Source organism: Pseudomonas putida (assembly GCF_001976065.1).
GTDB classification, from domain to species: Bacteria; Pseudomonadota; Gammaproteobacteria; order Pseudomonadales; family Pseudomonadaceae; genus Aquipseudomonas; species Aquipseudomonas serbica.
This window is the reverse complement of sequence record NZ_MNAH01000005.1, coordinates 377,443-399,754: the sequence shown is the minus strand read 5'-3', so window position 1 is coordinate 399,754 and position 22,312 is coordinate 377,443. Positions and strand designations below refer to the sequence as shown.

Genomic DNA, 22,312 nt, shown 5'->3' with positions numbered 1-22,312 from the left:
AGATGTGTATAATATGCAGGTTCCAGTGTGACTGTTCATCCTCTCAGACCAGTTACGGATCGTCGCCTTGGTGAGCCATTACCTCACCAACTAGCTAATCCGACCTAGGCTCATCTGATAGCGCAAGGCCCGAAGGTCCCCTGCTTTCTCCCGTAGGACGTATGCGGTATTAGCGTCCCTTTCGAGACGTTGTCCCCCACTACCAGGCAGATTCCTAGGCATTACTCACCCGTCCGCCGCTGAATCAGAGAGCAAGCTCTCTTCATCCGCTCGACTTGCATGTGTTAGGCCTGCCGCCAGCGTTCAATCTGAGCCATGATCAAACTCTTCAGTTCAAACATCTTTGGGTTTTGAGAAAACCCTAAACTTGGCTCAGCAATCGTTGGTTACATCTTTGATTTCTCGCGGAGTAACTTGTGATGCTGATAATCTGTTGACTAGCAGTCTGACTCCACAAGCACCCACACGAATTGCTTGATTCAGTTGTTAAAGAGCGGTTGGTTAAGATCTTTCGTCTCAACCGAGGCGCGCATTCTACAGCAGCCTCACTTGCTGTCAAGTGATATTTTTCAGAAGTTTTCAAGGAATCCTTAACAACTTCAACCACTTGCGCTTCAGATCTCTCATCAGCGGGAGGCGAATTCTACAGCGTTACACGCTGCTGTCAACACCTCTTTTTCAACTCCCTGCCGGCTTCGATGAACTGAAGCAAGTCACTGTCAAAACTGCGTAACTCTTTGTTTACCAAGGAGTTTTCCGTTTCGACTGCGCCGGAAGTGGGGCGAATTATAGGCTTCCAGAATCTGCCGTCAACCACTGATTTACTGTTTCTATCAAAAAGGCAATTTGAAGCGGGAAAAACCGCCCTTCTATATAGAAGAGAGCTCCAAACAATCACCCATTATGAAAAAGCCCCGCCAGATACCTATCTGAGCAGGGCTTTCATGCCTCAAGCAATCCGCTTGCACCTACCCGGCACTCACAAAGGCCAGGCGAGAGAATCATGAACTGCTGAAGGTTGAATACGTATGGTGTCCCAGGGCAGGTTCGAACTGCCAACCTTCCCCTTAGGAGGGGGATGCTCTATCCAATTGAGCTACTGAGACACAGATGCCGGCGGAAATACGCGCAGCGAGACGGCGTGCATGTTAACGGGCGAGCCTGCCTTTGTCATGTCATCCGTGGGCTTTTTAAGTGTAGGCAGATGTCACGCGAGGGCTCGGACTTTCGACGCGCAAGCAGACGACAACCCGCCCTCCCCCTCCCAGCAAGACACAGCTACATGAAATCAGCCTGCCACCCATCCTAAACGAGTCTCGCTACACGCTTGCCACTAGTAAATCGGCCAATTGCCACTATCCTGTACAGATAAGGATCAGTGATCGAATTCGCATGGGATGCCCCAGGTTTTTTTCAGAAGGACCAGAGGGTAAAGGACGCGACCAGAGAGACGGACCCGGCAGTTTTTCAAAACCAGTCCGCATTTCTGATAATTGGTGCTGGCATAACGCCTTTATCCAGCTCAATATTTGTCACAGAATTGGCGCCAATGATCTGGCGATTTTGAGGCATGATGTCTGCCTCTATCAATTCAGGTTGAACATTTGGCCAGAGCGCTTGTCCTATCAGACATCCTGCGGCCAATCCCGAGAACCGCTCCCCTGAACTAACCGGTTAAATATATGCGCCCATTGAAACAGGCAATTTATTCCAGCCGTACGGCTGACAAGTTCGTCGTACGTCTGCCAGACGGAATGCGTGAACGCATTGCCGAAGTGGCTCGCAATCATCACCGCAGCATGAACTCTGAAATCATTGCGCGCCTGGAGCAGAGTCTCATTCAGGAAGGCGCACTGGGCGAAGAGCTGAGCATGCGCCTGGACAGCCCGGAGTTGTCACTGCACGAGCGCGAGCTGCTGCAACGCTTCCGCCAACTCTCTCACCGTCAGCAGAATGCGCTTGTCTCACTGATCGCCCATGACGCCGAGATGGCTGCAGACGCTTCCTGACTCATCCCCGCAAGTTCAAGCCAGCGTGATCGCTGGCTTTTTTTTGCCTGAAATTCGGTCATAAAAAAGCCCGCCGTAGGGCGGGCTTTAAAACAGAGCGCTTCAGAGCAGGAAAATCGTTGCCAGCCCAAGGAAGATAAAGAAGCCACCACTGTCGGTCATGGCGGTAATCATCACACTGGCCCCCATCGCAGGGTCCCGCCCGAGTCGCGCCAGGGTCATCGGGATCAGGACCCCCATCAACGCCGCAAGCAACAGATTGAGGGTCATGGCCGCAGTCATCACGACACCGAGTGACCAGCTGCCATACAACAGGTAGGCGACAACGCCGATCACCCCACCCCAGATCACGCCGTTGATCAAGGCTACCGCCAGCTCCTTGCGCATCAGCCGCGAAGTATTGCCCGTACTCACCTGATCCAGCGCCATGGCCCGAACGATCATGGTGATGGTCTGGTTGCCGGAGTTACCGCCGATGCCTGCGACGATCGGCATCAACGCCGCCAGCGCCACCAGCTTCTCGATGGAGCCTTCGAACAGACCGATCACCCGGGAAGCGACAAATGCGGTGATCAGGTTCACTGCCAGCCAGGCCCAGCGGTTACGCAGGGACTTCCAGACTGACGCAAATATGTCCTCTTCTTCACGCAGACCTGCCATGTTGAGAACTTCGTTTTCGCTCTCCTCACGAATCAGGTCGACCATCTCATCGATGGTCAGACGGCCGATGAGCTTGCCGTTCTTGTCGACCACGGGCGCCGAAATCAGGTCGTAACGCTCGAATGCCTGGGCAGCGTCATAGGCTTCTTCATCCGGATGAAAGCTCACCGGGTCGCTGGCCATGACTTCGGAAACCTGCTTGTCCGGATCATTGACCAGCAAGCGCTTGATCGGCAGCACACCCTTGAGCACACCGTCGTAGTCAACCACGAACAGCTTGTCGGTATGGCCAGGCAGCTCCTTGAGGCGGCGCAGGTAACGCAGGACCACTTCGAGGCTGACATCCTCACGGATGGTGACCATCTCGAAGTCCATCAGCGCGCCGACCTGGTCCTCGTCATAGGACAACGCCGAGCGCACTCGCTCGCGCTGCTGGCCGTCAAGGGTTTCCATCAGCTCGTGGACGACGTCTCGCGGCAGCTCGGAAGCCAGGTCGGCAAGCTCGTCGGCATCCATGTCCTTCGCCGCAGCCAGGAGCTCGTGATCGTCCATGTCGGCGATCAGGGTTTCACGAACCGAATCGGATACTTCGAGCAGGATGTCGCCGTCGCGATCAGCCTTGACCAATTGCCACAGCGTCAGACGATCATCCAGCGGCAAGGCTTCAAGAATATAGGCGACGTCGGCGGAGTGCAGGTCATCGAGCTTGCGTTGCAGCTCGACCAGATTTTGCCGGTGAACCAGGTTTTCAACTCGATCCTGATGCGGACCTTCCTGGCGATGGGTCAGGTCTTCAACCACTCGCTGACGCTGCAACAGCTCAACAACTTGAGCCAGGCGGTCCTGCAAGCTTTCCTGCGTTTTCTTTACTTCAACTTCAGACATAGGCGAACTCCACTCCCAGCAGCGGGGCGCGCCGGAAGGATCAATCAGTCAATTCATGATTGGAAAATCGGGTTATTGAGTAACTACTGGGTAAGTCCATGGAAGTAATCCAAAAGCCCCGGCGGGGCTGACGGGGGCAATCATACACCGACTGACGGCTTAAAACGTTAAAAAATCATGGCTGAAACAAGCGCTTGCGAAACAATCTTGAGCGCGCACCTAACGCTACAAAGTGCGACGACTCATCTGGAAAAGAAAACACAATGGTGATGGAAAATGCGGGCGCTTACCTTGATCGGTAGCTGTCATGGCGAACGAACATCGAATTCGACGAGAGAGGATGCAGGAAGGAAAAAGCCAAAACCCAGACGGCAAAAAGCCCGCGTAAAACGCGGGCTTTTTGGTGTATGGTGCACTCGACAGGATTCGAACCTGTGACCGCTCGGTTCGTAGCCGAGTACTCTATCCAGCTGAGCTACGAGTGCATTTTGTGTTTTTAGACCAGATCACAACTGGTTGGAGCCAAGTCATTCACATCACTGCAAACAACTCTTAAATGGTGCACTCGACAGGATTCGAACCTGTGACCGCTCGGTTCGTAGCCGAGTACTCTATCCAGCTGAGCTACGAGTGCATTTGTTGCCGCGCATTATAGGCCGTCTAATCTCTATGTCAAGCACTTTTTCTAGTAATTTCAACAACTTACCGAAGAAGCCAGATTACAACGTACTACGCAAATAATGGCGGAGAACGGGGGATTCGAACCCCCGACACCCTTTTGAGGTGTACTCCCTTAGCAGGGGAGCGCCTTCGGCCACTCGGCCAGCTCTCCGCAACACGGGGCGTATCTTAACCAACCTTTTCCCCGTTTGCAAACATAAAAAACGATAAAAATTAATGGCTTGGTTCTTCGTCCTTCTCTTTCTTTATACGCAGGTAAATTTCCTCACGGTGGACCGCAACCTCTTTAGGGGCGTTGACACCGATACGCACTTGATTTCCTTTGACGCCGAGCACGGTCACGGTGATTTCGCCATCACCAATAATCAGGCTTTCTGCGCACCGACGAGTCAGAATCAGCATACCTTTCTCCTCACGCATTACATTTTCAGGGACAACAGTCTGCAAAAAAAAGGCACTCGACCTACAACCAGAATGGTCATCGGCCTACATGCCTGAGTATTGACCAGCGCGAGCAAAAGAACAGCCTTGGGGTCGCGCCTTGCAAAAAAACAAAAGGCGCGGTCAGACCGCGCCCCTTGGCAAACGCATCACTCGCCCTGGCGGACCGGTGCGTCCAGTTCGAAAGCCGTGTGCAAGGCGCGCACAGCCAGTTCCAGATACTTCTCTTCGATCACGACGGAGACTTTGATTTCCGATGTGGAGATCATCTGGATATTGATGGTTTCCTTGGCCAGTGCTTCGAACATGCGGCTGGCAACGCCTGCGTGGGAGCGCATGCCAACGCCGACGATCGAGACCTTGGCGATCTTGGTGTCACCGATGACTTCACGGGCACCCAGCTCGCTAGCGGTCTTTTCCAGCACGGTTTGCGCCGCCTGGTAGTCGTTGCGGTGCACGGTGAAGGTGAAGTCGGTGGTGTTATCGTGCGCAACGTTCTGCACGATCATGTCGACTTCGATGTTCGCGGCGCTGATAGGGCCGAGAATCTTGAAGGCAACGCCCGGGATGTCTGGCACGCCACGGATGGTCAGCTTGGCTTCATCGCGGTTGAAAGCGATACCGGAAATGATCGGCTGTTCCATGGTTTCCTCTTCATCAATAGTAATGAGGGTGCCCGGACCCTCCTTGAAGCTGTGCAATACGCGCAGCGGAACGTTGTACTTGCCGGCGAACTCCACCGCACGGATCTGTAGCACCTTGGAACCGAGGCTGGCCATTTCCAGCATCTCTTCGAAGGTGATCTTGTCCAGGCGCTGGGCCACGGACACGACGCGCGGGTCAGTGGTGTAGACGCCATCGACGTCGGTGTAGATCTGGCACTCGTCGGCCTTCAAGGCTGCTGCAAGGGCCACGCCGGTGGTGTCGGAGCCGCCACGACCAAGAGTGGTGATGTTGCCGTGCTCGTCGACACCCTGGAAACCGGCGACAACCACCACACGACCGGCCTTCAGGTCGCCGCGAATCTTCTGGTCGTCAATCTGCAGGATACGCGCTTTATTGTGCGCACTATCCGTCAGGATCCGTACCTGGTTGCCGGTGTAGGACACTGCCGGCACACCGCGCTTGATCAGCGCCATGGCCAACAGGGCAATCGTCACCTGCTCACCCGTGGAAACGATCACATCCAGCTCGCGAGGAACCGGTTGATCGCCGCCACTGATTTGCTTGGCCAGATCAATCAGACGGTTGGTTTCGCCGCTCATTGCAGACAGCACAACCACCAGGTCATCGCCGGCATCGCGGAATTTCTTAACCTTGTCGGCAACCTGCTCGATTCTCTCGACGGTGCCGACCGAGGTGCCTCCAAATTTCTGTACGATCAAAGCCATTTCAAAGCCGCCTCTGCCCATGAAGGGCGCCCAAATAATCACTCAAACAGCGTTGCGACCCGCCACTAGACTGCGGGCCGCAGGCACTGCCTTATAAACCCTGCTCTACAAACGGAACGGTCAGCGCGAGTGCCGCATCCAGGGCGCCAGCGTCGGTACCGCCGCCTTGCGCCATGTCTGGACGACCACCGCCCTTCCCGCCCACTGCCGCAGCGGCTTGCTTCATCAAATCACCGGCTTTGAGTTGGCCAGTCAGGTCTTTGGTTACGCCTGCAACCAGAACGACCTTCTCCTCATGGACACTGCCGAGCAGGATCACTGCGCGGCCGAGTTTGTTTTTCAGTTGATCGACCAGCGCCAGCAGCGCCTTGCCATCCTGCCCGTCCAGACGCACGGCCAGCACTTTCACGCCCTTGACGTCCAGGGCTTGCGCCGACAGATCGTCACCCGCGGCGCTCGCGGCCTTGGCTTGCAACTGCTCGAGTTGCTTCTCCAGCAGACGGTTGCGCTCCAGCACAGCCGACAGCTTGTCGATCAGGTTTTCGCGGCTGCCCTTGACCAGGCTGGCCGCTTCCTTGAGTTGTTCTTCCGCCGCGTTCAAGTAGGCCAGTGCTTGCGCACCGGTGACCGCCTCGATACGACGCACACCCGAAGCCACACCGCCTTCGCTGATGATTTTCAGCAGGCCGATGTCGCCGGTGCGGTTGGCGTGGATACCGCCACACAGCTCAACGGAGAAATTGCCCATGCTCAGCACGCGCACGTTGTCGCCGTATTTCTCGCCGAACAGCGCCATGGCGCCTTTCTGCTTGGCGGTTTCGATGTCGGTTTCTTCGGTTTCAACGGCGGAGTTCTTGCGAATCTCGGCGTTGACGATGTCTTCCAGTGCCTTCAGTTGCTCAGGCTTGATGGCTTCGAAGTGGCTGAAGTCAAAGCGCAGGCGCTGACTGTCGACCAACGAGCCTTTCTGCTGGACGTGATCGCCCAGCACCTGACGCAAGGCGGCGTGCAGCAAGTGAGTCGCGGAGTGGTTCAGCGAAGTGGCGTGACGTACGTCGGCATCCACCTGCGCCTGAACCGGCGAGCCAACGATCAGGCTGCCCGAATCCAGCACACCGTGGTGCAGGAACGCGCCGCCGGTCTTGGTGGTGTCGCGCACGTCGAAACGTGCAGCGCCAGCCTGGAGGAAGCCGCAATCACCAATCTGACCACCGGATTCTGCATAGAACGGCGTCTGGTCGAGAACGACCACGCCCTCTTCGCCTTCGCTCAACACGTCGACCGACTGCCCATCTTTATAGAGCGCAACAATCTTGGCGCTACCGCTGTGAGCGGTGTAACCGGTGAACTCGGTATCGACGTCAACCTTGACCAGGCTGTTGTAGTCCATGCCGAAGGAGCTGGCCGAACGCGCGCGAACGCGTTGGGCTTCCATCTCGCGCTCGAAACCGGCTTCGTCGATGGTCAGGCTGCGCTCGCGCGCGATGTCGCCCGTCAGGTCCATCGGGAAACCGTAGGTGTCGTAGAGCTTGAACACGACATCGCCCGGAACCACATCGCCCTTGAGCTCGGCCAGATCCTGCTCGAGGATTTTCAGGCCCTGCTCCAGGGTCTTGGCGAATTGTTCTTCTTCGGCTTTGAGCACGCGCTCGATGTGCGCCTGCTGGGATTTCAGTTCCGGGAAGGCTTCGCCCATCTCGGCGACCAGGGCCGCGACGATCTGGTAGAAGAAGCTGCCCTTGGCGCCCAGTTTGTTGCCGTGACGGCAGGCCCGACGAATGATCCGGCGCAGTACATAACCGCGACCTTCGTTGGATGGCAGCACGCCATCGGCAATCAGGAAACCGCAGGAACGAATATGGTCAGCCACGACTTTCAGGGAAGCCTGGGCGTCGTTGGTGCAACCGATGGCCTTGGCCGATGCGTTCAGCAGGCTCTGGAACAGGTCGATTTCATAGTTCGAGTGAACGTGCTGCAGCACGGCACTGATCCGCTCCAGGCCCATGCCGGTGTCGACCGACGGCGCTGGCAGCGGGTGCAACACGCCATCGGCGGTGCGGTTGAACTGCATGAACACGTTGTTCCAGATTTCGATGTAGCGGTCGCCGTCTTCTTCCGGTGAGCCCGGTGGGCCACCCCAGATGTCGGCGCCGTGATCGTAGAAGATCTCGGTGCAAGGACCGCACGGGCCGGTATCGCCCATGGTCCAGAAGTTGTCGGACGCGTACGGCGCGCCTTTGTTGTCGCCAATACGCACCATGCGCTCGGCCGGAACGCCGATTTCCTTCGTCCAGATGTCGTACGCCTCGTCATCGCTGGCGTAGACGGTGACCCAGAGCTTTTCCTTCGGCAGGTTCAGCCATTTGTCGGAGGTCAGGAAGTTCCAGGCGTAAGTGATCGCGTCACGCTTGAAGTAATCGCCGAAGCTGAAGTTACCCAGCATTTCGAAGAAGGTGTGGTGACGGGCGGTATAACCGACGTTTTCCAGGTCGTTGTGCTTGCCGCCGGCGCGTACGCATTTCTGGCTGCTGACGGCGCGGGTGTACGCGCGCTTTTCCTGGCCCAGGAAGCAGTCCTTGAACTGGTTCATCCCCGCGTTGGTGAACAGCAGGGTTGGGTCGTTGCCCGGAATCAAAGAGCTGGAGGCTACACGGGTGTGGCCTTGCTCTTCGAAGAAGCGAAGGAAGGCTTCACGGATTTCTGCGCTTTTCATTAGGTTCTTCCACGGAGGCTGCGGCCAAAGGCCTGTTCGAAACGTCAACAGACGAATCGACGGCAAAGGGCCGCATTATATCGGCCCTGCGCGCGGGGTACAGCGTGTTTATACGATAGAAACGTTCAATTGGAGCGCTAACGCTATCACTTACGGGAAAAGTCGACGAATGTCGCGACGACCTGCTCGATTTGCCCGCGACTGACGTCCATGTGCGTGACCATGCGCAGACGAGCGGCAGCACTGAGCATGATCCCGCGCCCGGCGGCGAACGACTTGAGTGCTTCCGCCTCGTCGCCCATCGCGACGTAAACCATATTGGTTTGCACCGGTTCGACCTCAAAACCTGCTTCACGCAGGCCTTCGGCGAGCAATTGGGCGTTGGCGTGATCGTCGGCCAGGCGCTGAACGTTATGTTCCAGCGCGTACAGGCCTGCCGCCGCGAGAATCCCGGCCTGGCGCATGCCGCCGCCGACCATCTTGCGCAGGCGCCGGGCCTTGCCAATCAACTCGACCGAGCCACACAGCACCGAACCTACCGGCGCGCCCAGCCCCTTGGACAGGCAGACCGAGACGGAATCGAAATGCCGGGTGATTTCCCGGGCATCGACGCCCAGCTTCACCGCCGCGTTGTACAGCCGCGCGCCGTCCAGGTGCAGTTGCAACCCGTGCTCACGGGTGAAGCTGCGGGCCCGGGCCAGGTATTCCAAGGGCAGGACCTTGCCCTGCATGGTGTTTTCCAGCGCCAGCAAACGGGTGCGAGCGAAATGGAAGTCGTCCGGCTTGATCGCCGCGGCGACCTGTAAAAGGTCCAGCGAGCCATCGGCCTGCACTTCCAGCGGCTGAGGCTGGATCGAACCGAGTACCGCCGCCCCGCCACCTTCGTACTTATAGGTGTGTGCCTGCTGGCCGACGATGTATTCGTCACCGCGCTCGCAATGGGCCATCAAAGCCAGCAGGTTGCTCATGGTGCCCGTCGGGACAAACAGGGCGGCAGCAAAACCCAGCCGTTCTGCCAGCTCGGCTTCCAGTCGGTTGACCGTCGGATCTTCGCCATACACATCGTCACCGGTGGCCGCAGTAGCCATCGCCTCGAGCATGCCGGGGGTGGGTTGGGTGACGGTGTCGCTGCGAAGATCAATCACACTCATGACTCGGGCCTCGTAAACAGGGGAAATCGTTGTAAGGAAAGGATTACTGCGGTCAAGCCGCTGAATAATCAACCCTTATACAACGGAAAACTCGATAACAATCATCCGAAAGGTCCGATGCGCGCGTAGGAAATATGTGATAAAAACGCTTCGCTGCCAAACAATCTGGTAGCAAAACGTTCTCAGGGCGGGGTGCAACTCCCCACCGGCGGTAATTGCGTGCAACACGCATAGCCCGCGAGCGCTTGGTGACAGACACGGGGTTTTGCCGTGTGTGGCGACAAGGTCAGCAGACCCGGTGTGATTCCGGGGCCGACGGTCATAGTCCGGATGAAGAGAGAACGGGATTGGCGCACCTGGCACCTATACCAAAGCGCCGTCCGTGGGCACTTGTGCCTGCGTACCCTTAAATCCCATTCGATTCATAAGCCCTGTTTTTCACACAAACAGGAATCAGAACATGCAACCCACCGCAATCGACAGCAAAAGCAAACACCATCACGGCGAGCGCGTAGCGTTCATCCAGGCCTGCTGGCACAAGGACATTGTCGACCAGAGCCGAAAAGGTTTCGTCGCCGAAATGATTGCCCAGGGTTATCAGGAGTCCGACATCGACTTCTTCGAAGTCGGCGGCGCCTTTGAAATGCCCCTGCACGCCAAGTTGCTGGCCAAGACCGGCCGTTATGCCGGCATTGTCGCCGCTGCCCTGGTAGTGGACGGCGGCATCTACCGCCACGAGTTCGTTGCCCAGTCGGTGGTCAGCGGCCTGATGCAGGTTCAGCTGGAAACAGAAGTGCCGGTGTTCTCGGTGTCCCTGACCCCGCACCACTTCCATGCCGGCGAAGAACTGCATCATAAGTTCTTCTTTGATCACTTCGTGCACAAAGGCCAGGAAGCGGCGAAGACGTGTGCGGATACGCTGCACAAGATTCGTGCACTGCGTCGCACCGAGCCGCGTGCCGTCGCGGTTTAACGCAGGACCTGTAGGAGCCTGGCTTGCCAGCGAAGACGGCGGCACATCCACATGAATGTGCCTGTTACACCGCTTTCGCCGGCAAGCCGGCTCCTACAAAGGGGGTAGTGTCAGGCGAGGTTTTCGTCGGTGGTCGGCACGATCAGGATGCCGGCCCGCAGACCATTCTTCACCTTGGGGTTCGGGAAGATGATCCGGGCGCCCTCCTCCTCGATGATCCAGCGGGTATTGGCGATGTCTTCCGCCAGCAGGTAACCCACTTCCAGCTCTGAAAAGTTCTCGATGTCCACTGGCAGGTTCAGGCGGAAGCTGTCGCTGTGCTTGATGATTTCCCGTGCCACGCTGAACAGCTGCAAACCGTCCAGTGCCTCTTCAGCCAACTCGGGCTCGGTGCCTTCGATGATCTGCTTGAGACGGGTTTCCAGGCGGGAGACGTTCACCCCGTCGTTCTGCCCGAACGGCCGCGCCTTGCCCAGTTCGAGGGTGAAGGCCTCGGCGCCGAGCTTGTCGTAGGTATAGGAACTGAAGACGATGGACGGCTTGTTCTGCAACAGCACCGCTTCCATGCCGGCGGCGCGCAGACGGGCCAGTTCCTGCCGCGAATGCTGGCGATCTTCCTTCCAGGGGTACAAGGCGAACTGTTCGATTTTCGAACCACGAATCGCCGTGTGCAGGTCGTAGTGCAGTCGCTGGCGATCCGGCAGGCTGAAGAAACTGGCCGCCAGGCGTTCCAGTTCACAGGCGCGCAGGGCTTCGCAGCCACTGCTTTGTTCGTGACGGCCGTTGAACAGCCGATTGACGTCCTGCTCGACAAAACGCTCGCCCTTGCGAATCGCGTCGGGGTTGCCGAACAGAAACAGAATACGGGCGCGCGGTTTCAGGTCGCCGCGGGCGATGTCATGCAACAGGCGATCGAGCAGTTCGATCGGCGCTGTTTCGTTACCGTGGATACCGGCCGACAGGAGGAGGTCCAGGCCGTTGTCGCGCACTTCGGGCGGCCGGACTTCCAGCGCACCTTCGCTCAACCAGCGCATGCGCACGCCTTCGACAGTCAGTTGAGTCTTCTCCGCCGGTTCGCGGCCGGCGAGGGTCAGTTCAAGCAGTTTGCCGAGGGCGAGCATAGGCGGTTTCCTTAATGGTCGTGATTGCAATCCGGGCCGTGAACGTGTTCCTCGTCGTCGCCCAGGTCAGCCGGTTCCATCTCCAGTTGCAGACTTACCAGATTAGTCGCCAATGGGCGCAACAGCAGGTTGGCGTATTCGGCGTCGCCTTCTTCGACGTCCACGCCGATCAGCAACTGGCCACGGCCATCCTGCTGGATCCACAGCTCTTTGCCTTGCCACATGACCGCGACGCGGGTGCAAGACGTTTCCAGTTGCGTGCCGTCGGTGTCTTCAAGGATCAGCTGCAGGGTATCGCTCATGTCTTTACGCTCTCGTTTGAGACTTTCAATTGATCTGGAATGGATAAACCGCGCCCAGTTTAAGGATTTGCGTCAGTTCATCCAGTGCCGTCCGGCACTCAAGCAGCAATTGCGGGTCCGCCAGATCGTTTTCGGTCATGCGGTCGCGGTAGTGCTTCTCGACCCATTCGGTCAGAGTGCCGTACAACGGTGCCGTCATGATAACCCCTGGGTTGACCGCCGCCAGTTCGGTTTCGTTGAGTGCGACACGCAACCTCAGGCAAGCAGGGCCACCGCCATTCTGCATGCTCTGCTTGAGATCGAAGACTTTCACTTCGCGGATCAGGCCGCCGGAGCTGGTCAAACCCTGCAGGTATTGCCATACGCGCTCGTTGCCACGGCATTCTTCCGGCACGATCAACAGCATGGAGCCGTCAGGACGCGACAGCAGCTGGCTATTGAACAGGTAGGAGCGAACCGCGTCTTCGACGGTGACCGCGGAACGCGGAACGCACACCGACTGAAATTTCCCACCGACCTTGGCGAGTTTGCCCTGCAATTCGGCGAGCATCTTGTCGGTCTCGAGGAAAGCGTCCTCGTGATAGAACAGCACTTCGCCATTGCCCACGGCGATCACGTCATTGTGGAACACGCCCTGGTCGATCACCGACGGGTTTTGCTGGCCATAGACCACGCCGTCATCGCTCAGGCCGTGCAGGCGAGCAACCGCCTGGGATGCTTCGAGGGTCTGGCGCGCCGGGTACTTCTGCGGAGCCGGGTAGCGGGTGTCGAAGGCACTGCGGCCGAACACGAAGAATTCGACGCCGGCTTCGCCGTACTCACGGCAGAAACGGGTGTGGTTGGCCGCGCCTTCGTCACCGAACTGCGCCACGGCCGGCAATGCGGCGTGGTGGGCGAAGTGCTTCTGGTCGGCGAACATGGCGCCCAGCACGCGGCTGGTGGTCGGGTGTTCGATGCTGCGGTGATACTTGCAGTTGAGGTTCGCGGCGGTGAAGTGCACGCGGCCATCCGCGGTGTCAGCACTCGGGCTGACGGTGGCGGCGTTGGCTACCCACATGCTCGATGCCGAGCAACTGGCGACGAGCAATGGCATGGCTTCCTTGGCGGCACGTTCGATCACTTGCGCGTCGGTGCCACTGAAACCCAGGCGGCGCAAGGCGGCCACGTCCGGGCGCTCCTGCGGGGCTAGAACGCCTTGCTGAAAGCCCATGTCCATCAACGCTTTCATTTTCGCCAGGCCTTGCAGCGCCGCTTCCTTCGGATTCGAAGACTGCTGGCTGTTGCTCTGGGACGCGACGTTGCCGTAGGACAGGCCGCCGTAGTTATGGGTCGGCCCCACTAGACCGTCAAAATTGACTTCATAGGATTTCATCGGCGAGGCTCCACGAGAATCTGTTGTTATAGACTTCAAGTAACAATTCAGTAAGACCGAGGCGTGGCCTTCGCGAGCAGGCTCGCTCCCACAGGGAAATGCATTCCAATGTGGGAGCGGGCTTGCTCGCGAATGGGCATCACGCCATTTTCACGCCTGGCGTCAGGGCCGCTGGCAAAGTCAGGCTCGGTGTTTCCAGCGACGCCACCGGGTACGCGCAGTAATCCGCCGCGTAGTAGGCACTGGCGCGATGGTTACCCGAGGCACCGACGCCACCGAACGGTGCGCTGCTCGCGGCGCCGGTCAGTTGCTTGTTCCAGTTGACGATGCCGGCGCGGCTTTCCAACCAGAACTGCTGGTAGCGCGCTTCGGAATCCGACAGCAGGCCAGCGGCCAGGCCGTACTCGGTGTCGTTGGCTTCAGCGATCGCCGCCTCAAAATCAGCGTAGCGGATCACTTGCAGCAGCGGGCCGAACAGCTCTTCGTCCGGACGATCAGCGACCGCCGTGACGTCGAGAATGCCTGGGGTCAGCAAGGCGGCCTGGGCCTGGGGCTGGGTCATTTCCAGCAACGCCACCGCACCGTTGGCCAACAGATGCTCCTGGGCATCCATCAACGCTTTCGCCGCGCCGAGGGAAATCACCGAGCCCATGAAGGGGGCCGGTTGCTGATCGAACGCACCGACTTCAATCGATGCACTGACCGCCACCAGGCGCGCCAGCAATGTGTCGCCCCAGGCGCCTTGCGGCACCAGCAAGCGACGGGCACACGTGCAGCGCTGGCCGGCAGAGATGAATGCCGACTGGATGATGGTGTACACCGCGGCATCGAGATCGGCGACCTGATCCACCACCAGCGGGTTGTTGCCGCCCATCTCCAGCGCCAGGATCTTGTCCGGGCGACCGGCAAATTGCTGGTGCAGGTGATTGCCCGTGCGGCTGGAACCGGTGAAGAACAGGCCGTCTATGCCCGGGTTCGCCGCCAGGGCGATACCGGTTTCGCGAGCGCCCTGCAGCAGGTTCAGCACGCCCGCTGGCAACCCGGCTTCGATCCAGCACTTGACCGTCAGCTCGGCAACTTTCGGCGTCAGCTCGCTCGGTTTGAACAGCACGCTGTTACCGGCCAGCAGTGCCGGCACGATATGCCCGTTGGGCAAGTGCCCCGGGAAATTGTAAGGGCCGAACACCGCTACCACGCCATGGGGCTTGTGGCGCAGCACCGCAGTGGCATCGCCCAGCGGGCCGCTTTTCTCGCCCGTGCGCTCGCGGTAGCTCTGTACCGAAATCGCAATCTTGTTGACCATGCTGGTGACTTCGGTGGCCGATTCCCACAGGGGCTTGCCGGTTTCCTCGCCGATGGCATGGGCCAGTTCGTCTGCATGACTTTTCAGGGCTGCGGCAAAGGCTTCCAGCACCGCGATACGCTCTTCCAGGGTGCGCCGGGCCCAGCCGGGGAACGCCTGGCGCGCAGCCTGCACGGCCGACTCGACCTGATCGGCGGTGGCACCGTTTCCGGACCACAGCACCTGCTGGGTCACCGGGTTCAGCGACTCGAAGACTTCGCCCTGACCGGCCAGCCATTCACCTGCAATGTATAGCGACTTCATTATTTCGACTCCCGAGCAGCGGACAACGCCACGGCGCGCACTTGATCGCCAGCGTTGAGTTGAAGACGTTTGGCGGTCAGCGGATCGACCACCAGCGTGCCGGCGGCAAGACGTGCCGGAGCGGCAGTGATGCGGCAGTCTTCGCGCTTGCGGTTATGAATGATGAACGGCGTGGCGTCGTCACCCGGCGTGCCGATGGCCAGCACCAGTGCCTGGCTATCACGCACGGCGCGGATCTTGCTGGTTTCGCATTCGATGGCCGGGCCGGCGTCGAAGATGTCGACGTAGCCCTGGTAACTGAAGCCTTCGCTCTTGAGCATCGACAACGCAGGCTCGGTGTCCGGGTGCACCTGGCCGATCACGTTGCGCGCATCTGGCGACAGGAAGCAGGTGTACAGCGGAAACTTCGGCATCAGCTCGGCGATAAAGGCTTTGTTGCCTACGCCGGTCAGGTAGTCCGCCTGGCTGAATTCCATCTTGAAGAAGTGCCGTCCCAGGCTTTCCCAGAATGGCGACCGCCCGGCTTCGTCGGACACACCGCGCATCTCGGCAATGATCTTGTTGCCGAACAGTTGCGGGAATTCGGCGATGAACAGCATCCGCGCCTTGGACAGCATGCGACCGTTGAGGCCACTGCGGTAATCGGCGTGCAGGAACAACGAGCACAACTCGGAATTGCCGGTCAGGTCGTTGGCCAGGAAAAGGGTCGGGATTTCCCGATAGATGTTCAGCTCCTGCGAAGCGCTGACCGTCAGACCGACACGGAAGTTGTACCAGGGCTCACGCAGGCCGACGGCGCCAGCAATGGCGGAAATACCCACCACGCGGCCGTTGTCGTCTTCGAGCACGAACAGGTAATCCGCATCGCCCCGTCCGGCTTCGCCGCGAAAGGTCTTCTCGGCCCAGCCAACCCGGTGGGCCAGACGCTCTTCGTTGGCCGGCAAGGTGGTCAGGCCGGTGCCGGTGCTGCGGGCCAGGTCGATCAGAGCGGGTAAATCGCTGCTGCGTACGGGACGAACGATCATGCTATCTCCTCAAACGGGCCGCTTGCGCCACCCGTGAAACTCGCTGCTTTCTAAGCATTCTTTTAAGCAGGTGTTAAACCGCCACCAGGCGCACGCTGGCACCTTCACCGACGCCCAGGGCTTCGGCCGTTTCCAGGTCCAGGGTCACCGGCTTGCCCGGCGCGTAGTCAAGCTCGAGCATGACCGCGCGGTAGTCCTGCAACTGGGCATTGGCCACCAGGTACTGACGACCGACGCCTTTGACCGGCTCGCCGATCTTCACTGGCACCACGCGGCTCTGGGCGATCGAACGGATCCCCGAGACACGGGCATGCAAGGTCGGACCGCCGTCGAAGATGTCGATGTAGTGATCGGTTTCGAAGCCTTCGCGCATCAGGATGTCGAAGGTGATCTGTGCCCGAGGGTGCACCTGGCCCATGGCTTCCTGGGCGGAGTCCGGCAGCAGCGGCACGTAGATCGGGTAGTGCGGCATCAGTTCGGCGAGGAAGGTCCGGCTCTTCAGGCCACACAGGCGTTCGGCCTCGGCGTAGTTGAGGTCGAAGAAGTTGCGACCGATGGCATCCCAGAACGGCGAGTCGCCATTTTCATCGCTGTAGCCGACGATCTCGGTCACCACCGAATCGGCGAAGCGTTCCGGGTGGCTGGCGACGAACAGCAAGCGGCCACGGGAATTGAGCTCGGCCCAAGGCGAGCCCACCAGCTCGCGCTGTACGTAGAAACTGGTCAGCAAGCTGTTGCCGGTCAGGTCGTGGCACTGCGAGAGCACGTGAATCTTGTTATGAATCTTCAGCTCGCGGGAGGCGTGCACAAAGGTTTCATTACGGAAACTGTAGAACGGCTCGGAATAACCCGCCGAGGCCACAATCGCCGAACAGCCCACCAACTTGCCGGTGGCCGTGTCTTCGAGCACGAAAAAATAACTCTCTTCACCGTTGAAGCTGACTTCGGCGGCGAACGAGGCTTCGCTCGCGGCAATCTTGTCGCTCAGGCGTTCAACGTCATCCGGCAAGGAAGTGACACCAATCGGGCTGTCCGCAGCCAGACGCTGTACCTCGCCCAGGTCAGCCATTTGCGCGGGGCGCATCACCAGCATGGTGTCACTCCTTAATCAAGAACAGGTCGACCCGATTGGTCGACGGAGAAAAAATACCTGGGCTGCCCTGCGACGTCCCTTGTAGGAGCTGGCTTGCCAGCGAAGAGGCCCTTAAGCCTTGTGGCGACTTATTGGCCGCCTTCGCTGGCAAGCCAGCGCCTACACAGGGGGGAGCGTCAGGACTGTCCGGCATAAAAATTGGGTTCGACGCCTGAAAAGCCAGGCGTCGAAGGGTCTATCAGGCTTGCGTCAGTTTTGCTGCAGCGCGTTCGAAACGGTCCAGGCCTTCGTCGATGTCCGCATCTTCCACCACCAGGCTTGGGGCGAAACGCACCACGTCCGGGCCGGCTTGCAGCACCATCAGGCCTTCACGCTCGGCGGCGTTGAAGATGTCCTTGGCCTTGCCTTTCCAGGCATCGCTCAGGACGCAACCGATCAACAGGCCCATGCCACGCACTTTAGTGAACAGGCCGTATTTCTCGCCGATCTGCTCCAGGCGCGCCTTGAACTTGTCGTGCTTGGCATTGACGCCGGCCAGCACTTCAGGGGTGTTGATCACGTCGATTACCGCTTCGGCGACCGCACATGCCAGCGGGTTGCCGCCGTAGGTGGTGCCGTGGGTGCCGACGACCAGGTGCTTGGCCAGGTCTTCGGTGGTCAGCATGGCCGCGATCGGGAAACCGCCGCCCAGGCTCTTGGCACTGGTCAGGATGTCCGGGGTCACGCCGTAATGCTGGTAGGCGAACAGATGGCCGGTGCGGCCCATGCCGGTTTGCACTTCGTCGAAAATCAGCAGCGCGTTGTGCGCGGTGCAGAGTTCGCGGGCACCTTGCAGGTATTCCAGTTCAGCCGGGATCACGCCGCTCTCGCCCTGGATCGGCTCCAGGACCACCGCGCAGGTCTTGTCGGAAATGGCGGCTTTCAGCGCGGCCAGATCGTTGTACGGCACGTGGGTAATACCGGTGATCTTCGGACCGAAGCCGTCGGAGTACTTCGACTGGCCACCGACGTTCACGGTGAACAGGGTACGGCCGTGGAAGCTGTTAAGCGCGGCGATGATTTCGTACTTCTCGCTGCCGAAGCGGTCGAAACCGACACGACGGGCCAGCTTGAAGGCTGCTTCGTTGGCTTCGGCGCCCGAGTTGCAGAAGAAGGCACGCTCGGCAAAGGTGGCATCGACCAGTTTGTGGGCCAGGCGCAGGGCCGGCTCATTGGTGAACACGTTGGACACGTGCCACAGCTTGTTGGCCTGCTCGGTCAAGGCACCGACCAGCGCCGGATGTGCGTGGCCCAATACGTTGACGGCAATACCGCCGGCGAAGTCGATCAGCTCGCGACCGGACTGATCCCAGACGCGGGAACCGGCGCCACGCACGGGAATGAAGGCGGCAGGCGCGTAGTTGGGAACCATAACCTGATCGAAATCGGCGCGTTGTACCGCAGCGTGCTCAACGGACATCGGAGTCTCCTGAAGAGAAAACACTCGCCTGAAACTGGCGAGCTTGGTGAGGATTGTAAGGACAGTTTTCAGCCCGGCCTTGCCGCCAAGCGACAACTTCTTATAGCGCAAACCCCGGTTTTTCCCGGGTTTACGGCAATGCGACATATAGGGTCGCAAAGGCGCAGTTTAAACTGTCGCGAGCGCTTGTAGGAGCTGGCTTGCCAGCGAAGGCGGCCCAGCGCCATGCACCGCCCCTGAGGACGCCTTCGCCGGCAAGCCGGCTCCTACAGGGGATGACGCAGGATGAACGGGCGCTGGAGTTAGCCGCGCTCGGAGGGTACCGAGGACAATTCGAACGGGCTGCTGCTGCGCCGCTGGTTGCGATCTTCGCGCGGCGTGGCGCCGAAGAAGTTGCGGTAGGCGCTGGAGAAATGCGGGCCGGAGGAGAAACCGCAGGACAGGCCGATCTGGATGATCGACTTGCTGGTCTGCATCAGCATCTGCCGGGCCTTGTTCAGGCGCAGTTCCAGGTAGTACTGGCTCGGCACGCGGTTGAGGTATTGCTTGAAGATCCGCTCCAGTTGTCGACGAGACACGCACACATGCTGGGCGATTTCGTCGGTGGTCAGCGGCTCTTCGATGTTGGCTTCCATCAGCAACACCGCCTGGGTGAGCTTGGGATGGCTGGAGCCGAGGCGGTTCTGCAACGGAATACGCTGGCGCTCGCCGCCCTCGCGAATCCGCTCGACCACCAGTTCTTCCGACACCGCGCCAGCCAGCTCGGCACCGTGATCGCGGGCCAGCACCGCCAGCAACAGGTCGAGCACCGACATACCGCCACACGCGGTCAGGCGATCGCGGTCCCAATCAAACAGATGACTGGTGGCGATGACTTTCGGAAAGCGTTCGGCGAAATCATCCTGCCAGCGCCAGTGCACCGCGGCGCGGTAACCGTCGAGCAAACCCAGTTGCGCCAGCGGATAAACACCGGCCGACAAGCCGCCGATCACGCAGCCGGCACGCACCAGTTGCTTGAGCGCACTGCTCAGCGCCGGCGCGAGGCTGGTCGGCGGCTCGTCGGCGAGCAGGAACAGTTTCTGGAAGTTTTCCAGCTTGCCGGCCCAGGCTTCACCCGGCAATTGCCAGGCGCTTTCGGTCGCCGGTTCGGCTTGCAGGAAGGACAGTTCATAGACCACGTCCGGATGCACACGCTGGGCAACGCGCAAGGCCTCCTCAGCCAGCGCAAGCGTCAGTGCTTTAGTGCTGGGCCAAATCAGGAAACCAATTCGATGGGCAGTCATGGGCGAGCAATCCGAAGCGAAGAACAGTGATGAAGGCATGGGCCAATGCTAGCCCGTAAATGAACGCAAATCTCAAAGCCTACACAGATCAACTGTAGGAGCTGGCTTGCCAGCGATGGCGGTCCAGAGTCATGCACCACCCTTGAGGACGCCTTCGCCGGCGAGCCGGCTCCTACAGGGATCGGAGCCAGCCTTCAGGTTGCGAAGCATGCACGATCCCGGTGCACAACGGCAGTCCTGATTATTTCAAGCTGCCGGACAGGAATTGCTGCAAGCGTTCGGACTGTGGATTGACCAGCACTTCACGCGGGTTGCCGCTTTCTTCGACCACACCTTTGTGCAGGAACACCAACTGGTTCGACACTTCACGGGCGAAGCCCATTTCGTGGGTCACCACGACCATGGTCCGGCCTTCCTGGGCCAGGGCCTGCATGACTTTGAGCACGTCGCCAACCAGTTCCGGATCCAGAGCCGAGGTCGGTTCGTCGAAGAGCATCACCTCAGGTTCCATCGCCAGCGCACGGGCAATCGCCACGCGCTGCTGTTCGCCGCCGGACATGTGGCCCGGGTAGGCATCCTTGCGATGCGCCACGCCCACCTTGTTCAGGTAGTGCTCGGCTTTCTCGCGGGCCTCGGCCTTGGACACGCCCAGTACATGCACCGGCGCCTCCATGATGTTTTCCAGCGCGGTCATGTGCGACCACAGGTTGAAATGCTGGAACACCATCGACAGGCGCGAACGCATGCGTTGCAGTTGTTTCGGATCGGCGGCCTTCATGGCGCCGTCCTTGCCTGCCACCAGTTTCAGCTCTTCGTTGTTGAGCAGGATCCTGCCCGCGTGCGGCTGCTCCAACAGGTTGATGCAGCGCAGGAAGGTACTTTTGCCGGAGCCACTGGAGCCGATGATGCTGATCACATCGCCAGCCGCCGCTTTCAGGGACACGCCCTTGAGCACTTCGTGACTGCCATAGCGTTTATGCAGGTCTTGGACTTCAAGCTTGTACATGCGGTCGGTTCTCACAAAAACAGTCAGTCAGTCGTTGAGCAAGCGCCCGTGACGCAGCGCTTCGCGCCCCGCCACCTTGGCCAGCCAGAAACCGGGTTGGGCGTAACGCAGCCGCTCAATGGCAAACAGCACCCCGGACGTACCAGCACACACCGTGCTGACCCGATCCGCCAGCGGATCGATCACTTCGAAAATCTCGTCGCCCGCCTCAACCCATTCACCAGGTTTACGCAGGAAACTCACCACACCGGGGTGCGGTGCGAACAGCAATTCGGTGCCTTCGAACGGCAGGCCTTCGCACGCTGGCTGGGCAGGTTGCGGCCAGTCTCCGCTGATCAATCCCTGCTCGGCGAGGAACGCCAGGATGCCCTCGGCGTAAGCCTCAGTCTCAGGGCGACCGGTATCAGCCTGACCACCCAGTTCAAGGGTCGTCGCCAGGCACGCCAGCGGAATCTGCGCGTCCGGGAACTGACGCGACAAGCGCAACCACGGCAACGAACAGGCTTCGTCGAAGGAACTGCCGCCGGAGTCTTCCGCCAGCAAGCCAACTCGAACATTCAAGTGCGCAGCCAGCGAACGCCACTGCGGCCAATGTTGCGGCAAGGCATACATGTGCAGCGCCGCTTCGGCATCGCAATGCAGGTCCAATACCACGTCGGCAGTGCAGGCATGGCTGAGCAGGATGCGCTGCATGCCCTGCAACTGGCTGCTGGCCGGTGGCAGTGCGGCCAGATGATCGCTCATGGCCTGGCGGATCAAGCGGATATTGGCGTGCGGGTCATCGCCCAGATGGCCATCGAGTCCTGCGGCCACCGGCGCGCTCAGCTCGACGAAATCGCGGTTGAAATTCTTACCGCTGCCGGCCTCGAAACGCCCTTGATGATTGCCCTGCAGCAACTGACCGAGGCCCAGTGGATTGGCCACCGGCACCAGTTCGATCACGCCGTTGAGCAAGCCTTGGGCTTCGAGCTCGGCCAGGCGCGTTTTCAGCGCCCAGGCGGTGCGCATGCCGGGCAATTCATCGGCGTGCAGGCTGGCCTGGATGTAGGCCTTGCGCTCACCGCTGCCGAAGCGGAACACCGAGATCTGGCGCTCGCTGCCCAGGTGGCTCCACGGCAAAACATGATCGATGCGTTCCATA

General features: G+C 59.6%; 17 protein-coding genes, 4 tRNA genes, 1 rRNA gene and 1 riboswitch. Of the genes, 2 read left to right on the top strand and 20 right to left on the bottom strand.

Features of this window, described 5'->3' with window-relative positions; genetic code table 11:
* Both BKX96_RS33010 and BKX96_RS20305 read right to left on the bottom strand, forming a co-directional pair.
* Window positions 1–335 (bottom strand): 16S ribosomal RNA (locus BKX96_RS33010); the annotation flags it as partial.
* Window positions 336–1,029: 694 nt separating this feature from the next.
* Window positions 1,030–1,106, bottom strand: a tRNA-Arg gene (locus tag BKX96_RS20305).
* 576 nt (window positions 1,107–1,682) lie between these two features.
* Between BKX96_RS20305 and BKX96_RS20295 the strand changes: the two genes are divergently transcribed.
* Entirely contained in the window at window positions 1,683–2,009 is a 327-nt protein-coding gene (locus tag BKX96_RS20295) for an Arc family DNA-binding protein (protein WP_003178899.1), read from the top strand.
* A 102-nt stretch (window positions 2,010–2,111) separates the two neighbouring features.
* On the opposite strand, the gene mgtE is transcribed toward BKX96_RS20295, so the two are convergent.
* From mgtE to ltaE, 8 genes are all read right to left on the bottom strand, one after another.
* Complete coding sequence (gene mgtE, locus BKX96_RS20290; protein ID WP_046819623.1) at window positions 2,112–3,554, bottom strand: magnesium transporter; 1,443 nt, start codon at window positions 3,552–3,554, stop codon at window positions 2,112–2,114.
* Between the two features lie 408 nt (window positions 3,555–3,962).
* A tRNA-Arg gene (locus tag BKX96_RS20285) sits at window positions 3,963–4,039 on the bottom strand.
* A 72-nt stretch (window positions 4,040–4,111) separates the two neighbouring features.
* Window positions 4,112–4,188, bottom strand: a tRNA-Arg gene (locus BKX96_RS20280).
* A gap of 107 nt (window positions 4,189–4,295) precedes the next feature.
* A tRNA-Ser gene (locus tag BKX96_RS20275) sits at window positions 4,296–4,386 on the bottom strand.
* A 62-nt stretch (window positions 4,387–4,448) separates the two neighbouring features.
* Window positions 4,449–4,637, bottom strand: coding sequence for a carbon storage regulator CsrA (csrA, locus tag BKX96_RS20270; RefSeq protein WP_002554426.1), 189 nt, complete (start codon window positions 4,635–4,637; stop codon window positions 4,449–4,451).
* Window positions 4,638–4,825: 188 nt separating this feature from the next.
* Window positions 4,826–6,067: an aspartate kinase gene (locus tag BKX96_RS20265; RefSeq protein WP_046819622.1), complete on the bottom strand. Its 1,242-nt coding sequence runs from the start codon at window positions 6,065–6,067 to the stop codon at window positions 4,826–4,828.
* 91 nt (window positions 6,068–6,158) lie between these two features.
* Window positions 6,159–8,780, bottom strand: coding sequence for an alanine--tRNA ligase (gene alaS / locus BKX96_RS20260; protein WP_046819621.1), 2,622 nt, complete (start codon window positions 8,778–8,780; stop codon window positions 6,159–6,161).
* A 146-nt stretch (window positions 8,781–8,926) separates the two neighbouring features.
* Window positions 8,927–9,931 (bottom strand): low-specificity L-threonine aldolase, encoded by a 1,005-nt coding sequence (gene ltaE / locus BKX96_RS20255; RefSeq protein WP_046819620.1) that lies wholly within the window; start codon window positions 9,929–9,931, stop codon window positions 8,927–8,929.
* Between the two features lie 174 nt (window positions 9,932–10,105).
* Window positions 10,106–10,278: riboswitch (FMN riboswitch) on the top strand.
* A gap of 113 nt (window positions 10,279–10,391) precedes the next feature.
* Here ltaE and BKX96_RS20250 point away from each other — a divergent pair.
* Window positions 10,392–10,904, top strand: coding sequence for a 6,7-dimethyl-8-ribityllumazine synthase (locus BKX96_RS20250; protein WP_046819619.1), 513 nt, complete (start codon window positions 10,392–10,394; stop codon window positions 10,902–10,904).
* A 110-nt stretch (window positions 10,905–11,014) separates the two neighbouring features.
* On the opposite strand, the gene astE is transcribed toward BKX96_RS20250, so the two are convergent.
* The 10 genes from astE to BKX96_RS20200 form a co-directional block, all read right to left on the bottom strand.
* Entirely contained in the window at window positions 11,015–12,025 is a 1,011-nt protein-coding gene (gene astE, locus BKX96_RS20245) for a succinylglutamate desuccinylase (protein WP_077185300.1), read from the bottom strand.
* An 11-nt stretch (window positions 12,026–12,036) separates the two neighbouring features.
* Window positions 12,037–12,327 carry a hypothetical protein gene (locus tag BKX96_RS20240; RefSeq protein WP_045057447.1) on the bottom strand — a complete coding sequence of 97 codons (291 nt, stop codon included), beginning with the start codon at window positions 12,325–12,327 and terminating at the stop codon, window positions 12,037–12,039.
* 25 nt (window positions 12,328–12,352) lie between these two features.
* A complete protein-coding gene (astB, locus tag BKX96_RS20235; RefSeq protein WP_046819617.1) occupies window positions 12,353–13,699 on the bottom strand; it encodes an N-succinylarginine dihydrolase in 1,347 nt (448 codons plus the stop codon).
* A gap of 139 nt (window positions 13,700–13,838) precedes the next feature.
* A complete protein-coding gene (gene astD, locus BKX96_RS20230) occupies window positions 13,839–15,308 on the bottom strand; it encodes a succinylglutamate-semialdehyde dehydrogenase (protein ID WP_166620463.1) in 1,470 nt (489 codons plus the stop codon).
* Window positions 15,305–16,330: an arginine N-succinyltransferase gene (gene aruG / locus BKX96_RS20225; protein WP_046819615.1), complete on the bottom strand. Its 1,026-nt coding sequence runs from the start codon at window positions 16,328–16,330 to the stop codon at window positions 15,305–15,307. The genes astD and aruG overlap by 4 nt, the downstream gene beginning before the upstream one ends.
* A gap of 73 nt (window positions 16,331–16,403) precedes the next feature.
* On the bottom strand, window positions 16,404–17,423 hold the full coding sequence (gene aruF / locus BKX96_RS20220; protein WP_046819614.1) for an arginine/ornithine succinyltransferase subunit alpha: 1,020 nt from the start codon (window positions 17,421–17,423) through the stop codon (window positions 16,404–16,406).
* Between the two features lie 238 nt (window positions 17,424–17,661).
* The gene (locus BKX96_RS20215) at window positions 17,662–18,882 is read right to left on the bottom strand and encodes an aspartate aminotransferase family protein (protein WP_046819613.1); all 1,221 of its coding nucleotides are present in this window, start codon (window positions 18,880–18,882) and stop codon (window positions 17,662–17,664) included.
* A 302-nt stretch (window positions 18,883–19,184) separates the two neighbouring features.
* The gene (gene argR / locus BKX96_RS20210; RefSeq protein ID WP_046819612.1) at window positions 19,185–20,165 is read right to left on the bottom strand and encodes a transcriptional regulator ArgR; all 981 of its coding nucleotides are present in this window, start codon (window positions 20,163–20,165) and stop codon (window positions 19,185–19,187) included.
* A 241-nt stretch (window positions 20,166–20,406) separates the two neighbouring features.
* Window positions 20,407–21,171: an ABC transporter ATP-binding protein gene (locus BKX96_RS20205; RefSeq protein ID WP_046819611.1), complete on the bottom strand. Its 765-nt coding sequence runs from the start codon at window positions 21,169–21,171 to the stop codon at window positions 20,407–20,409.
* 27 nt (window positions 21,172–21,198) lie between these two features.
* Window positions 21,199–22,311 carry a M14 family metallopeptidase gene (locus BKX96_RS20200; protein ID WP_046819610.1) on the bottom strand — a complete coding sequence of 371 codons (1,113 nt, stop codon included), beginning with the start codon at window positions 22,309–22,311 and terminating at the stop codon, window positions 21,199–21,201.
* Window position 22,312 lies beyond the last annotated feature (1 nt).